The organism is Martelella alba, assembly GCF_005217455.1.
GTDB lineage: Bacteria > Pseudomonadota > Gammaproteobacteria > Enterobacterales > Enterobacteriaceae > Acerihabitans.
In genome coordinates this window covers 49,624-65,294 of sequence record NZ_SZPQ01000001.1, presented here as the reverse complement: position 1 = coordinate 65,294, position 15,671 = coordinate 49,624, and the positions used below count along the sequence as shown (strand labels likewise).

Annotated in this window: 13 protein-coding genes and 1 tRNA gene; 6 read left to right on the top strand and 8 right to left on the bottom strand. The window is 54.5% G+C overall.

Going from position 1 to position 15,671, the window contains the following annotated elements; translation table 11 throughout:
* Window positions 1-10: 10 nt before the first annotated feature.
* Both FCN80_RS00305 and FCN80_RS00300 read left to right on the top strand, forming a co-directional pair.
* Window positions 11-3,157, top strand: a complete 3,147-nt coding sequence (locus tag FCN80_RS00305; RefSeq protein ID WP_136987831.1) for an efflux RND transporter permease subunit — start codon at window positions 11-13, stop codon at window positions 3,155-3,157.
* A complete protein-coding gene (locus tag FCN80_RS00300) occupies window positions 3,144-4,559 on the top strand; it encodes an efflux transporter outer membrane subunit (protein ID WP_230492410.1) in 1,416 nt (471 codons plus the stop codon). Before FCN80_RS00305 ends, FCN80_RS00300 begins: the two co-directional genes overlap by 14 nt.
* A 90-nt stretch (window positions 4,560-4,649) precedes the next feature.
* On the opposite strand, the gene FCN80_RS00295 is transcribed toward FCN80_RS00300, so the two are convergent.
* The 4 genes from FCN80_RS00295 to FCN80_RS00285 form a co-directional block, all read right to left on the bottom strand.
* Complete coding sequence (locus tag FCN80_RS00295) at window positions 4,650-5,831, bottom strand: MFS transporter (protein ID WP_136987830.1); 1,182 nt, start codon at window positions 5,829-5,831, stop codon at window positions 4,650-4,652.
* A 164-nt stretch (window positions 5,832-5,995) separates the two neighbouring features.
* Window positions 5,996-7,267, bottom strand: coding sequence for an oligosaccharide MFS transporter (locus FCN80_RS00290; RefSeq protein WP_136987829.1), 1,272 nt, complete (start codon window positions 7,265-7,267; stop codon window positions 5,996-5,998).
* Between the two features lie 71 nt (window positions 7,268-7,338).
* On the bottom strand, window positions 7,339-7,464 hold the full coding sequence (locus tag FCN80_RS27165) for a hypothetical protein (RefSeq protein WP_306767819.1): 126 nt from the start codon (window positions 7,462-7,464) through the stop codon (window positions 7,339-7,341).
* A gap of 406 nt (window positions 7,465-7,870) precedes the next feature.
* Entirely contained in the window at window positions 7,871-8,125 is a 255-nt protein-coding gene (locus FCN80_RS00285) for a hypothetical protein (RefSeq protein ID WP_136987828.1), read from the bottom strand.
* Window positions 8,126-8,219: 94 nt separating this feature from the next.
* Here FCN80_RS00285 and FCN80_RS00280 point away from each other — a divergent pair, with 94 nt between their 5' ends.
* Window positions 8,220-8,504 (top strand): Rossmann-fold NAD(P)-binding domain-containing protein, encoded by a 285-nt coding sequence (locus FCN80_RS00280; RefSeq protein WP_136987827.1) that lies wholly within the window; start codon window positions 8,220-8,222, stop codon window positions 8,502-8,504.
* Window positions 8,505-8,574: 70 nt separating this feature from the next.
* A complete protein-coding gene (locus FCN80_RS00275; protein ID WP_230492447.1) occupies window positions 8,575-8,850 on the top strand; it encodes a hypothetical protein in 276 nt (91 codons plus the stop codon).
* Between the two features lie 353 nt (window positions 8,851-9,203).
* Here the strand turns inward: FCN80_RS00275 and FCN80_RS00265 are convergent.
* From FCN80_RS00265 to FCN80_RS00250, 4 genes are all read right to left on the bottom strand, one after another.
* Window positions 9,204-9,278 (bottom strand) — tRNA-Gly (locus tag FCN80_RS00265).
* A 303-nt stretch (window positions 9,279-9,581) separates the two neighbouring features.
* Window positions 9,582-10,838: an MFS transporter gene (locus tag FCN80_RS00260; protein ID WP_136987826.1), complete on the bottom strand. Its 1,257-nt coding sequence runs from the start codon at window positions 10,836-10,838 to the stop codon at window positions 9,582-9,584.
* A 588-nt stretch (window positions 10,839-11,426) separates the two neighbouring features.
* On the bottom strand, window positions 11,427-11,738 hold the full coding sequence (locus tag FCN80_RS00255; protein ID WP_136987825.1) for a hypothetical protein: 312 nt from the start codon (window positions 11,736-11,738) through the stop codon (window positions 11,427-11,429).
* Between the two features lie 322 nt (window positions 11,739-12,060).
* Window positions 12,061-13,452, bottom strand: a complete 1,392-nt coding sequence (locus tag FCN80_RS00250; RefSeq protein WP_136987824.1) for an NAD-dependent succinate-semialdehyde dehydrogenase — start codon at window positions 13,450-13,452, stop codon at window positions 12,061-12,063.
* Window positions 13,453-14,056: 604 nt separating this feature from the next.
* Here FCN80_RS00250 and FCN80_RS00245 point away from each other — a divergent pair.
* Window positions 14,057-14,707 (top strand): helix-turn-helix transcriptional regulator, encoded by a 651-nt coding sequence (locus FCN80_RS00245; protein ID WP_136987823.1) that lies wholly within the window; start codon window positions 14,057-14,059, stop codon window positions 14,705-14,707.
* A gap of 137 nt (window positions 14,708-14,844) precedes the next feature.
* The gene (locus FCN80_RS00240; protein WP_170975283.1) at window positions 14,845-15,423 is read left to right on the top strand and encodes a nucleotidyltransferase family protein; all 579 of its coding nucleotides are present in this window, start codon (window positions 14,845-14,847) and stop codon (window positions 15,421-15,423) included.
* The last annotated feature ends 248 nt before the right edge of the window (window positions 15,424-15,671 follow it).

Sequence of the window (15,671 nt, the reverse complement as noted above, 5' to 3'; positions counted from 1 at the left end):
AGGGGGCGTTATGTCAAAATTTTTTATCGAACGCCCGATTTTCGCCTGGGTCATCGCCATTATTGTGATGCTGGTCGGCGCCATCGCCGCCTTTAATCTGCCCATCAGTCAATATCCCGATATCGCGCCGCCGGCCGTGTCCATTTCCGTCACGTATCCCGGCGCCAGCGCCGAAACGGTGCAAAACACCGTGGTACAGGTGATAGAACAGCAGCTTAATGGCTTGGACAATCTGCGCTATATCGAATCGCAAAGCAGCAGTGACGGCAGCGCGCAGATTATCGTGACGTTCAATCAAGGGACCAATCCCGATATCGCTCAAGTACAGGTACAAGATCGGGTGTCGCTGGCGGAATCGCAATTACCGGAGGAAGTCACCCAGCAAGGACTGCGGATCCGTAAATACCAGTCCAACTTTATGATGGTGGTCAGCCTGATCTCCAAAGACGGTAAGCTTAGCAACGGCGACCTGGCGGATTTACTGGTCTCGAAACTTGAAGATCCTATTTCGCGCACCAAAGGGGTGGGCGACTTTATGGTCATGGGCGCCGAGTATGCCATGCACATCTGGCTGGATCCGGCCAAACTCTATAAATATCAACTGATTCCCAGCGATATCACCACCGCCATCAGCAACCAGAACGTTCAGGTTTCTTCCGGGTCCCTCGCCGGCCTACCCACGATACCGGGGGTGAAGACCAGCGCCACCATCCTGGGCAAATCCCGCTTTACCACCGTCAAACAATTCGAAAATATCCTGCTTAAGGTCAATAGCGACGGCTCTCAGGTACGGCTTAAGGATGTGGCCAAGGTGGCCCTCGGGCCGTCAAGTTACTCCGTCGACTCCACTTATGACGGTCGGCCCTCCGCCGGCATCGCTTTGCGTCTGGCCACCGGCGCCAACGTTCTGGATACCGCGAAAGCCGTACGGGAAACCGTGGACAGTATCAAGGATTCCCTGCCGGACAACGTGGAAGTGAAGTTCCCCTATGACACCTCGCCGGTTGTCAGCGCATCCATCAAAGAGGTGGTGAAAACCCTGTTTGAGGCCATCGTGCTGGTGTTCCTGGTGATGCTGTTGTTCTTGCAAAACCTGCGGGCCACGCTGGTCACCACGCTGGTGGTGCCGGTGGTGTTGTTGGGAACCTTCGGCGTGCTCGCCGCCTTTGGCTACACGATTAATACCCTGACCATGTTTGGTATGGTGCTGGCCATCGGCCTGCTGGTGGACGATGCCATTGTGGTGGTGGAAAACGTCGAGCGCGTCATGGCCGAGGAGGGGTTGCCGCCCAAGGAAGCCACGGTGCGATCCATGCAGCAGATCCAGAGCGCGCTATTCGGCATCGCGCTGGTACTGTCCGCCGTGTTGTTGCCGATGGCTTTTTTCAGCGGCTCCACCGGCGTTATCTACCGCCAGTTTTCCATTACCATCGTGTCGGCCATGGCGTTGTCGGTGCTGATGGCGCTGATTTTCACGCCGGCGCTGTGCTCCACCCTGCTAAAACACAGTGCCATTGAGCATAAAACCCGGGGCTTCAGCCACTGGTTTAACCGCAAATTCGAGGCGGGAACGCGGTTTTATACCGGCGGCGTCGGCGAGGTTATCCATCGGCGCGGCCTGTTTCTGCTGGTGTATCTCGCCTTGGTGATAGTTACCGGCCTGCTGTTTTCCCGTCTGCCCACCTCATTTTTGCCCGACGAGGATCAGGGCGTGATGATGATGCAGATCACCCTGCCCGACAACGCCTCGTCACAGCGCACCCAGAAAGTGATCAACGATATCAATGCCTGGTTGCAGAAAAACGAAAGCGCCACCGTCAGTTCGGTTTTCGCCGCCAACGGGTTCAGTTTCGCCGGCCGCGGCCAGGGCAGCGCCATGGCATTCGTCAAATTGAAAGACTGGAGCGTGCGCGGCAAGAGCGAGCAAAGCGTTCAGAACCTGGCGAAACGGACCATGGCGCACTTCGCCAACTATCCGAACGCGAAGATTTATGCCCTGGTGCCGCCGGCGGTGATGGAGCTGGGCAACGCCACCGGCTTCGATTTCTATCTGCAAGATACGCTGAACAAAGGCCATAGCGCGCTTATGGCGGCACGCAACCGATTTCTTCAGTTGGCCGCGCAGGATAAACGGTTGACCGCGGTGCGGCCCAACGGTATGAACGATGAACCGCAATATCAATTGATCATTGATGACGAACGGGCCAGCGCGCTGGGACTCAGTCTGGCGGACATTAACGATACGCTGTCGGCGGCCTGGGGTTCCAGTTATGTCAACCAGTTTATGTACCATGGCCGGGTAAAATACGTTTATGTGCAGGGCAACGCCGGCTCGCGGGTGACCCCGGAAGATCTCAACAAATGGTACTTCCGTAACAGCAGCGGCACCATGGTGCCATTTTCCGCCTTCGGTAGCGGCAAGTGGGTCTACGGCTCGCCGCGTTATGAGCGCTTCAATGGCCTGTCCTCCATGGAAATCATGGGTTCGCCGGCGGCCGGCTACAGCACCGGCGACGCGGTAAAAGCGGTTAACGACATCGCCGCCAAACTGCCGAAAGGCTTCAAGGTTAGATGGCATGGCATCTCATATGAAGAACAGATGTCGGGTTCGCAGACGCCGGCGTTGTACAGCATCTCGATCCTGGTGGTATTCCTTTGTCTGGCGGCGCTGTATGAAAGCTGGTCGGTGCCTTTCTCGGTGATTCTGGTGGTACCGCTGGGCGTGTTGGGCACCATTGCGGCCATGTTAATGCGCGGACTGGAAAACGATGTGTTCTTCCAGGTGGGACTGCTTACCACCGTGGGGTTGGCGGCGAAAAACGCCATTCTGATTGTCGAGTTTGCCAAGGAGATGCATGAACGCGAGGGTAAAGGCGTGGTGGAAGCGGTGACCACCGCGGCGCGTATGCGTATCCGCCCCATTATTATGACCTCCATGGCGTTCGTTCTCGGCGTACTGCCCATGACCGTTTCCCATGGCGCCGGGGCGGGCAGCCAACATTCCATCGGCACGGCGGTGGTGGGCGGTATGATCACCGCCACTTTCCTGGCCATTTTCTTCGTGCCGATGTTCTACGTTGTGGTGGCGCAGCGTTTCGCCGGCAAAAAAACCGCTAACGATGCGCATAAACAGGCGATACATCATGATGATCAGTAACACTTTCCGGCCGGCGCTGGCGCCGCTGGCCCTGGCCGTCTTATTGAGCGGCTGTACGTTGGAGCCGAAATACCAGCGCCCAGCCCTGCCCGTCGCCAATCATTATGACTACAGCGACGCCGCGACGCCGGGTACCGGCGCCGATTTACCCTGGCAGCGCTTTTTCACCGATCCGACCATGCACCGGCTTATCGCGCTCGCTCTGGAAAACAACCGCGATCTGCGGGTCGCGGCACTGAATGTCGAGACGGCGCGCGCGCAAATACAGATTGACCGGGCGGCGCTCCTGCCCACGGTGGATCTGAACGCCAGCCAGACATCCGCCCATCTGCCGGGCGGGCTCTACGATACGAAAAGCAGCGGGCCGGTCACCTATCACGAGCTGGATACCAATCTCGGCGTGACCTCTTGGGAACTGGATTTCTTCGGCCGTTTGCGCAGCCTGCGCGATCAGGCGCTGGAAAAATACCTTTCTCTTGACGCCACCCAGCGCGCCACCCAGATAAGCCTTATCGCCGAAGTGGCGTCGGATTACCTGACGTTGTGCGCCGATAATGAACTGCTGACGTTGGCGCAGGACACGGCGAAAAGCCAGCAGGCCTCTTATGATCTGACCAAACGCGGCTATGACGGCGGGGTGTATAGCGATCAGGATTTGGCCCAGGCGGAAACTTCGGTGCGCAGCGCCCAGGCCGATGTGGCCAGCTATACGCGGCAGGCGCGCCAGGATGTCAACGCCCTTAGGCTGCTGGTGGGCGCCGAGCTGCCGGCCGATCTGGCGGCGAAGGCCCGTTTGAAGCAGGATTGGCATTTCCCGGCCACGCCGGCCGGACTGCCCTCCGATCTGCTTACCCGCCGGCCGGATATCATCGCCGCCGAGCATACCTTGAAAGCCGCCAACGCCAATATCGGCGCGGCGCGAGCCGCTTTCTTCCCCAGTATTACCCTGACGGCGGCGGGCGGTTCTTCCAGCAGCAGCCTGGGACACTTACTGGAAGGCGGTACCGCGGCCTGGTCATTCTCGCCCTCGATAACGCTGCCGATTTTCGATGGCGGCGTGAATTCGGCCAACCTGGCGATAGCCAAGGCGGAAAAGCGCATTGAGATCGCCGACTATGAAAAGGCCATCCAAACGGCATTCAAGGAGGTGGCCGACGCGCTGGCCGGGCAGGACACCTATCGGGATGAGCTGAAAGCGCGGCGGCAGGACGTGGCGGCCAACCAGCGCTACTACGATGCCGCCCTGTTGCGCTTTCGTACCGGCATCGACAGCGATTTGAATGTGCTGGTGGCGCAACGCAATCTGTATACGGCGCAACAGGCGCTAATCACCACCCGGCTGGGCCGGTTGAACCAACAAATTACCTTGTATAAGGCCTTGGGCGGGGGGTGGCGTTCATAAATGCGTCCTTGGGATGACCTGGCAAATGAAATCGCCGCTATGGAAGCGGCTCGTATGACACCTGTCTACTCTGAATACCGACCCGACCCGCTATGCCTCGCAACGCGCGTCAGGTCCGCGCCGTTTCCGTTGTCCGCGCAGCCCGCCGAATGTCAGCAGCACGACAAAAAACCCCGCCACCGCCAGCAAAGCCGCCGCCAGCGGAACGCTTATCAGGCCGAAGCCCCGGTCGATCACATCGCCGCCAATCCAGGCGCCCAGCGCGTTGCCGACATTAAACGCGGAAATGTTCAGCGTGGAGACCAGATTGGGTGAATCCTGGCCGTGACGCACCACATTGATCTGTAGGGCCGGGACAGTGGCGAACGTGGCCATCGCCCACAAAAACAATGTGACCTCCGCCGGCCACAAGCCGTGACTGGTCCAACGTAGGGCCAGGGAAAACAGCGCTATCAGCGCGAAACTCAACAGCAGGCTGAACGAGACTTTCCAGTCGGCCAACCTGCCGCCGACAACGTTCCCCACCGTCAGCCCAATGCCCATCAGGAACAATGTCAGACTGACGCCATGTTCATCAACGCCGGTTACCTGTAACAGCAGCGGGGCGATGTAACTGAAGAGCGTGAACATCGCGGCGGCGAAGAACACCGTCATTAACAGCGACAGCCACAGCGTGCCGTTGGCCAGCGCCGTGACTTCGCTGGCAAGATGCACGGGTTTTTCCTGTCGATTGGTCGGCAGGCTGATGATCAGCGCGGCGAACGCCAAAACGCCAATAACGGCGACCGCCCAAAAGGTTGAACGCCAGCCCAGCATTTGGCCGAGCCAGGTCCCAAGCGGCACCCCCAGGACGTTGGCCAGCGTCAGTCCGGTAAACATCAAGGCCACCGCCGAAGCCTGGCGGTTGGGCGCGACGAGGCTGGCCGCCACCACCGAGCCGATACCGAAAAAAGCCCCGTGGCACAGCGCCGTCACCACCCGCGCCAGCATCAGCATCGGGTAGCTGTAAGCCAGAGCGCACAGCGTATTGCCGACGATAAAGATACCCATCAACAAAACCAATGTGCGCTTACGCGGCAATTTCGCGGTCAGCAACGCCATAATCGGGGCGCCGATGGCCACGCCCAGCGCGTATCCGCTGATAAGCCAGCCCGCGGAAGGTAGGGTTACCCGTAAGCTATCGGCCACCTCCGGCAACAGCCCCATGATAACGAATTCAGTGGTACCGATGGCAAAGGCGCTAAGCGCCAGGGCCAGTAATGCAACAGGCATAGCCTCTCCTCCATCCATCCCGGCCGCAATCACATCAAATCGCGATTATGTGACAAGAGTCACATAAGTTACCAGGAAATGTCAGTCAGGGGAATGGACCATGACGGCGTTAAGCGGAGAGTGTAAACCGTCCGGTCCTTCAGGAATGCGCTGCTATGGGTGGGCTAACGTTTACCCGCCATCGGATTCAATTCATCATCATCGGCCCTCACACCTATTATTTTGGCCTGCTTGCCCAGGACCTTGATACCTATCAGGGTAATCAGCCAGGCGATGATCCCCATGACCAGATAGGTCATGGCAAAGCCGTGTTTATCATAAAAATAACCGGCCAGCGGGTTGATGGCGGTAATGCCCAGGTAATTGAAGCATCCCAATACCATATATAGGGTTCCAGTTAAACGCTTGTCGAAATTCTCAGCCAGGAACTTAAAAATGGAGACGAGCAGCAGTGCCATTTCCAATCCATAAAACGGTTTGATAATCACAATCATCCATGAATCCGTCGCCAATCCGGAAAGCACAAGCCTTAAGCCTATAACGAACCCCGCCAGCAACAAGCCGTTTCGCGCGCCGATACGATTTATCAGAAACGGAATAGAAAACATCAGCACGAATTCAAAGGCGGATTGGACGAACCCCAGATATCCCAACACGGCATTACCGCTCTGATGCGTGGCGAAAAAAGTAACGAAGAAGCGTGGAAACTGTTGCTCAGCGCTTTGCATCATCCAGATGATGCCGCCATAAAACAGCATTAGCACCCAAAAACTGGCGTACTGAAATAGCAGTTTGATATCCTTTCTATTCACTTTTTCTTTTTTAGCCGCATTGACAGCCTGCCAGTTGATACCTTCGCCGCTGGTTTTCAGAGTCGCCAGTGTCAATAGCACTAACACCGCCGCACACGAGGTTATGGCGAAATTGATATGTGGGTTGATGTTGAAAAGCTGGCCGGAAAATATTGAAGCAATGGCCCAACCAAGGGACCCCCACATCCGCACGCGACCAAATTCAAAATTATAAGCGCGAGCATAACGATCAGAGTAGGACTCAAATACCAACACACCGGCCAAATAAGCGACACCCAGGTAAAGACCGCCGGCGATAATCCCCACAACCCTATGGCTTAATAATAATACCTGATAAACATAAATAAAGAAGGGAGCGGCCAATGCGGAGAGGACGGCCACCCCCATTAAAAGCGTTTTTTTGAGACCTAGCTTGTCCATGATGACGCCGAATACCGGCTTTATCGCCAGGGCAAAGAGGGCATTAACCGATAAAGTATACCCTATCTGGGTACTGGTAAAACCGATCTTATCACCTAACCAAATAGCCAAAAACGACCAACTTATCGACCAGGAAAAATAATACAGAAACAAGCACGTACTCATCCGTATATAAGCGGACCTGTTTGCGGCGAGCATTGACATAATTTAATCCTTGTTGTCAGGAGAAAACGCCAGGTTCATGACGGATAATGGTCTCAATAAAACCTGACACTCTAATTCAACGGCACATTGCCCAGGCAAGTCCGTCCAGCATTGCCGCCTATCGTTGCAACGGCAGAGATATCGTCGACGGTCTGGTTGTTATCGGTGATACAGCGCGCGGTTTTATGATAGGCCACTTACGTTACCCTCTGATATTTATACTAAAATAATGATGGTGTTTTTGTATAATACTGATTCTCTGATTAAGAATTTTGTTATCTTGATCACAGAGTATTATGCCTGGCGGCCAGCCCTTTTTGAAAATTGGAATTTATTGCCATCACGGAACCCGGCACAATCGAAAAACTTAGAAAAATTGCGCTTTACCCCCCTATTCTGTATTTATAGACTAAATACGTCTAATGACATCGCAGCAGCGAGCGAGCGCGGCTAACAGAGAGACAACCTGAACACTGTCGATGATATATTACCTAGCGCTTTTCACAGACCTATTAATTCATGATCAATACGGCATCATTAATTAAAACCTTTTATTTTATTGTATATGATAAACGAATTCCTTCATTTTATTGCCACGGTAAACTATTTTTTGGCATTGACGCAAAGAATGACTGAGCGCAAAGCCAAGTCTTCGCTCTTCACAGATAGGGCTTTCCGGTTTTTTTTGGGATAAAGATACCCGTTTCTATCCTGGCGGGGAATTGGCGTTGGACCATGCTGGCTACCCGCCGTTGCCATTGGCATCCCGCGCAAGCTCTCAAATGAAATCAGAAAGCCAAAGACAACCGGCAAGAACAGAGCATGCGCCAAGCAAACCGCCGGATCGCACGCTTCCATGACTCTGGCCTTGAACCGGCCGAAGTAGAGACGACGCGATGATAATCCCCCTTAGCGCGGTGCGACGGGGCCAAGCCACTCAGGTGTCAATAGCATGAAAGTCCAAGGTTCAACCGTTCTTTTGACCAGCGCTAATGGCAGCATCGGTCGCGCATTTGTCAATGAATTGCTTAATCGTGGCGTTGCCAGGCTTTACGTCGGTGTCGCGAGCTTTTCCGGCCCGCTGACGGCGGTGGATCTGGCCACTGCCCGCCTTGAAATGGCAGTGAACTATTTCGGGCCAATGCAGATGTCGCTCGCATTGCGGGCCGGGCGCGGCCGTCAGCCTGGCAGGCATAGAACCGATTGGGCTTTTAATCGCTCCCTTCGGTTTGCTTAACCGGTTACGCACGTTGCAAAACAGGATTACGCGGCCCCAATGACCCACCTTGAACGTTAAGAGACCGCCAATGAAAGTGTTCGCTATCGCCGATGTCCCCTCAACCGCCGCCCGCGATGAGATCAAAAGGCATTTGCCGGATGAAGTGCCGGCAACGCTCAAACTTTATCTCGACGGCAAGGTTGATCAATTCTGGTACCGTGATAATAAAGGGCCCATCTTCCTGATGAATTTCGCCACCCTTGATAAAGCCAAGGGCATACTCGGCTCGCTGCCGCTGGTTGCCGGTGGTCTTATGACGTATGAATACCTGCCGGTGACCCCCTTATCCCGCTCGGCCTGTTGATTCAGGGCGAATTGCCCCTTCGTTGCCAAGTCGATTTGCGGTGCCGGCTCTCGCCCCGGACGAACGCTATGCAGGAGGACGGGCAGTTCAGACATGCGCAGGACGGGATCGTGAACAACGGGCGGCGGTGGAACCGCGACCACATCCAAATCAGATGCCGGATTGATGTCCAGCCGTTCGACCTTCACCCGTAAAAAAGCGAAACCGCACACCCGTATTTATGGACTAAAAAATGGACTAAAAAGTCCCGGATGTGGGTGGATTCCAGTAGACCTCGCTGGAACGAAAAAAGGACCCGAAGGTCCTTTTTTCAACGACTTACAGACGTCAGCGGATGTCTGTAGATCATAAATTGGAGCGGGAAACGAGGCTCGAACTCGCGACCCCAACCTTGGCAAGGTTGTGCTCTACCACTGAGCTATTCCCGCATCTGAAAAGCACTATCCAATAACGACCGGCAAAATAAGCGCCGACCGATACAATACGAATTTGTCAAGCCGCCATAAAATCCAAAACAAGAGGAAAAATCCGAAATTTCTTGTCTAATTCTTTGATTAAATGGAGCTTTTTGCGTATATCCCGTTATTGGACGGACAGCATTATGTACCAGCGGCCGAGTGTTGGCAAGCTTTTTTCCACAAGAAATTCTTCGCTCCGCTGGCTTTACGGTCCATTGTCAGACCTCGGGAATCGCAACGGCGGCGGTTCCCACGCCGCCGCCGCAACGCCGTCTAGCCCGTTTCCGCCGCATCCACTGCCGATTCGTTCTGTAAACCTTGCCGGCGCCGCAAACCCGGAAACCACCGCATCCACAGCCCCACCACCAAGAGCGTGCCGATGCCGCCCAGCGCCGCGGCCGGCACCGCGCCCAGCCAGGCGGCAAGCATACCCGATTCGAATTCCCCCAACTGATTGGAGGTATTAACGAATATTGAATTCACCGCGTTAACCCGTCCGCGCATGTCGTCGGGGGTATCCAATTGCACCAGGGATTGGCGTATCACCATGCTTATCATATCGAACGCGCCCAACGCAAACAGCGCCAGCAGCGACAACCATAACCGGCCGGACAAGGCGAAAACCAACGTGGCGGCGCCAAAGCCGGCTACCGCCGCGAACATGGTCATCCCCACGCGCCGTTGCAACGCGCGATGGCTTAGCCAGAAGCCCATCAACAAGGCGCCGGCCGATGGCGCGGCACGCAGCAATCCCAATCCCCATGGCCCGGTATGCAGGATATCCCGGGCGAAAATCGGCAATAAGGCCGTGGCGCCCCCCAGCAACACGGCGAACAAATCCAGTGAAATGACACCGAGCACATCGGGCCTGGCCCGGATAAAGCGCACGCCGGCAAACAATGTCGCGAACGTGGCGGGCACGCGGGGGACCGGCGCCTGTTCGTAGCGCAGCCGACTGATCAATAGCAGCGACGACAACGATAATATGCTGGCGGACAAGTACACCGCGCCGGGACCGATCACATATAAAAAACCGCCCAGCGCCGGGCCGACCAGGGTTGCCGCCCCACTGGACGAGGCATTGGCCGCGGTGGCGCGCGCCAGTATCGACGGCGGCACCAACGTGGGGATCATGGATTGCATGGCTGGGGATTCCAACGCTTTGGCCACGGCAATCATAAACACCAGGCCAAGAATACTGTATTCATGGATATGATGCGTAACGGTCAATGCCGCCAGCGCGGCGATGGCCAGCCACTCGACCATTTGACCGAACAGCGCGATGCGCCGGCGATCAAACTGATCAGCCAGATGGCCGGCCGGCAACGCCAGCAACACGGAAGGCAGGAACTGCGCCAGGCCGATCAGACCGAGATCCAGCGCCCGACCGGTCAGACTATAAATTTGCCAACTGACGGCAATAAACAGCATCTGGAAACCAAACCCGGAAAAGGTGCGGGCCAGCCAGAACGCCGCAAAAGAACGGTGCTGCAACAAGGACTCCGCAGCGCAGGCGTGTGAAGACGGCATGGTGTAACCTGTGAATGAATACCTGTGGCGGCACCGCAGGCAAGCCTCCGGCGCGTAAACGATAGCTCAGATTAGCAAGTCATTTGGCAAGGGACAACGTTGTTCCCGTCAGTTTATACTCGCTAACCTTCAGGCCGCCTCTGTGTTGAAGCAATGCCACTTGCATTATTGGGAGTCCCTGCTTGGGTCAAAATCATTTTTCTTTATTTTTCTTTTCGATGGGACACTTTGTACTCCTGGTATTTTAAAATTGCCCGTTTAAGTATTAACCCCACTGTCAGTACAATCCTCGTCAGTCCCAAAGGCAGAGTGAGGATAATCAAAACTTGGGAAACCCATAATGGCAGGCTGATAGGGAAATAGGAAATTATACCAACATGATAAAAGGTTGGCATAATAAAGAGGCTCATCAGGATAAAGACTAAAATGAACATGAAGACATTGATTTTAATAATCGAATTTCTGCCGTTGCAAACCCAATGACATAAAATCCTTTGCTTTCCTAATCACCCGCAGGCCGTTTAAAGGATAACGAATCAATACGCGCGTTTATTCTATGACTATTTAGTCTGTTTTTAAATTGCGCATTCATTTCGCCACGCGCGAAGCGCCATTCGCATTTGACTCCGCGCCAAAGCAGTTACCCATCCCAGCGATAGCGCCGCCCAGGGCTCCCCTCGCCATGCCGCCAGGGCCGCCGGACACACCGCTGATGACGCCGCCAATTGCGCCGATACCTATTCCCGTGGCGCACGATGCGCTCATTCCCGGCGAGGAATTGGCCACCAAACCATTAGCCTGACCACCATACCCCCCACCCCGCCAGTTTTGCGACGCGCTGTTGAATGAGGCGCCGCTGCCATGACTTGCTATGGCTGAACCCTTATTGGACACATTCATGGTGATATCCCTATTCATCATGTATACCCGTCATACTTAACGTTGCCTCTTTGTTGACCGCGATGCAACTCGAGATATTCAGAGTATAAGCATAAAATTCATCAACCGGAGGTCAATCCAAGCCTTTTAGATAAAGCACTTCTGGGAAACTGAATAATATATTGATATTGCACACCCTTTTTGGGGCCTCGCATTAACGATACCCTTAAAGCGTTATTTATTGCCCTGGACAGCAAAATAAGTTTGATAATTTGAAAACCATTAACTCCGGTAGTTTTTATCGCCGGCGCGGATAGCCTGACACGCCGGCGTTGCCGTGGGATCAGAATCCCCCGTCGATATCAGTCACGCCAATCAGTTTATGGTTAACGAACTCTTTCAGGCCGAGATCGATCAATTCACGGCCGTAACCGGAACGGCGCAGGCCGCCGAAGGGCAAATCGGCTTTTACCGCGGTGGGATGGTTGATGTAGACCATACCGGTGGAAACCTTTTTCGCGACCTCCATACCGTGGGCGATATCCCGGGTAAAGACCGATCCACCCAAGCCAAAGGGGGAATCATTGGCGATGGCAATGGCTTCCTCCTCATCTTTCGCCTTAAAGATCAGCGATACCGGACCGAAAAATTCCTGGTAGTAAGCCGGGTTTTCCGGCGTCAATCCGGTCAGCATAACCGGCTGGACAAATGCCCCTTCTTTCGGCACCTCCGCGCCGATAACCGTCACGGTGGCGCCATGGGCGCGCGCCTCCTTCACCTGCTGGCGGACATCGTCGGCCGCCTTCTGGGAAGACAGCGGCGCCAGCGTGGTGGCGGAGTCCATCGGATCGCCCGCCTTCAGCGCCGCCACGCCTTCCTTGTAGCGTTTGATGAAGTCATCATAGATGGCGTCCACCACGATGATGCGCTTGGAAGAACAGCATACCTGTCCGGCGTTCCAGTGTCGGCCAAACACCGCCCATTTGACCGCTTTGTCGAGCTCGGCATCCCCCAGCACGATAAAAGCATCGGCGCCGCCCAGCTCCATGGTGGATTTTTTCAGCGCTTTCCCCGCCTGCGCCGCGACGACGGCGCCCGCGTCCTCCGAGCCGGTCAGCGCCACGCCATGAACACGGGGATCGTTAATGATGTTTTCCAACTGGCCGCGCGTGGCGAAGAGATTTTTGAAACCGCCGGCCGGCAGACCGGCTTCAAGCATCAACTTTTCGAAAGCCTCGGCGCATTGCGGCACATTGGAGGCATGCTTGAGCACCACCACATTCCCTGCCGCCAGTTGCGGAGCAATGATGCGGGCAATTTGATAGTAGGGGAAATTCCACGGCTCGATAGCCAAAATGATTCCGAGCGGCTCGTGCACCAGCATCGCCTCGGTGACGGCCGGATCTTTCGAAGGGAGTTTCTCGGGCGCCAGCTGTTTCTCGGCATTGGCGACATAATATTCAAATATCGCCGCCGACAGTTCGACCTCGGCTTCGGCTTCGCTCAATAATTTCCCCATTTCCAGCGTCAGAAGCTTGGCGTATCGGGTGTGATCGCGGCGCAGCAAATCAGCGGCTTTTTGCAAAATCGCCACGCGTTCGGCAACCGGCCGATTTTTCCATAGCGCAAAAGCGGCATGCCCCTGTTCCAATGCATGCTTGACCTCTGCATTGGTGGCGTCTGGGAAGGTTTTGAGAATCTCACCGGTGTAAGGATTGGTTGTTGCGTATGCCATTTTTTTCTACTCCGTGAAATGGCCGGACATCAAAAACATTCCGGTCTGGGCGCCGTCCCGGTCTGGTCCGGAACGGCCATCGCACTCTTTTCAGCGCATATCCCCGTCATACTTCGTGGATGCAACTTGAACTATTTTAGGGTATAAAGCCGCATCATCTGGTCATGCCATCCCGTTTACACAGAGATAACATCCCATTAGCTACTATGCTCCCATAATGGAAACTTGTCGTGTACCTAATGTGCGAATATTGCAAAATACACCTCTGGCGCCAACCCGGGCCGCCTGAAAAAAAAGCCGCCAGAAAGATATCCGCCACCGACAGCGGCTAAGGTAAATACCCGGCGCCGTACTTCGACCATTGCATGCTAACGCTTTGTCAGATTGCCCCAGGCGCGCGACGGACCATTGGCATGGCGGATTCTGCCGGCTTACCGCTGCGGTATGAATTATTATCAACACCTATGATAAATAGGAGATATATAGTTTTACCTGGTTAGATTAACTTGTTAGTTTTCAATAACCTTTTAGAACTGCCATGATATTGGCGAACGGTACGCTACATCATTAAGCCGCTTTTCGGCGGCAAGCGGGCGGCGCTTATATGAATATCGAAAAAATATTTGCGAATATCGATAATAACTATCTTTTCGCCTACATTGAAAATTTCCTGTCGCACCGGTTCAATATCCGGTTGGAGGTTTCAGAACCATGGCAACCCTGGCGAACAGTGGAAAATCAACTGTCCATCATTCAAATCAGCATCTACAGTATTGGCGCCGAAAAAGCCGCGCGTCTTTTAGAGCACGAAACCCAAGGCGTGTTGTTGCTCTACGACCGTTACTCGGCATTTTTAGTGCACAACCTGGACTTGCCGGGTAATTTTACCTGTCTTTGCTATGAGAGTTCCTTTGATCATGTTCAACAGGCGTTGACGGCCTGGTTATGGAAAAACGCGTCCGTTCCGAACCCGCCAGGCGCTCATCCGGCAATTCATCTTAAAAACCGCCTCACGCGTATGGAAACCGAAATCATGGCCTGGTTAACCCGCGGTTATTCCATTACCCAGATAGCGCAGTCATACCATATTGACCACCGGACCGTTAGTAGACACAAACGTAATGCTTTATATAAATTTGGCACCATAAACCTTCATCAATTTATCATGGTCGACCGTTTCTACCAATTCTTTATTATGGACAAAATACTGGCCAAGCCTTCGCAGATTGACATATTCACCCCAACCTGTGCTTAATATTTTCCCGCGCGCCGACGCAGCCAAAAAAAATTAAAAGAGGGTCAGCAGCATTAAAATTGCCGCCGACTTTATCTTATCCCCCGATGCGTTTACCCTACATTATCGAACATTTCATGGCTGAGAGGAGGGCTGGCATGCGCACCGCCCGCGATGGCCTGGAGCAAAGACTGATTACCCTCATCCGCTCGACAGATTGGCTAATGGCAACGTTGCGACTGGCCAGAAGTTGCGCTTTGCCCGATTGGTATATCGGCGCCGGCGCAATACGCGATACCGTCTGGGACAAGCTGCACGGCTACGCCACGGCCGTCTCATGCCATGATATAGACTTAGTCTATTTTTCCGATCAGCGGACGGAACACGATGACGATCGCGGCCTTGAGCGACGTTTACATGCACTGACGCCGGGGCTGTCCTGGGATGTCACCAACCAGGCCCGGGTACACCTATGGTATGAAAAACACCACGGCATACCGCTGCGAAAGTTCGCTTCCAGCGAAGCCGGCATCGCCACCTGGCCGGAAACCGCCACCGCCATAGGCGTCCGGCTCACCGACGAGGATGATTTACTCATCGTCGCGCCTTTCGGCCTGAACGACCTGTTTAATCTGCGACTACGCTGGAATGCCGAATTAGTCACCTATGCCATGTTTTTGGCACGGGTAGAAGAAAAAAAATTTTTAACCCGTTGGCCCAAATTGACGCTGGTCTAGGACGGGCCTGGCGCGACGAATCCCCACATCGAATACCCATCCCCTGCGGGGGATGGGAACCGTCCTTGAGAAAAAGCGGGTGGCGGTGGTTATTTCCGCGGTAGAGCATATCAAATAAAAAAACGGTTTTGGTGATTATCGTTATAAATATATCTATATAACGAAAAGCCTGTTATCAGTATGTTGAATTCCCCCGTTGCCAGTTTGCATTAGGGTTTTCCTGCCACGCTATCCTGCACGATAATAAG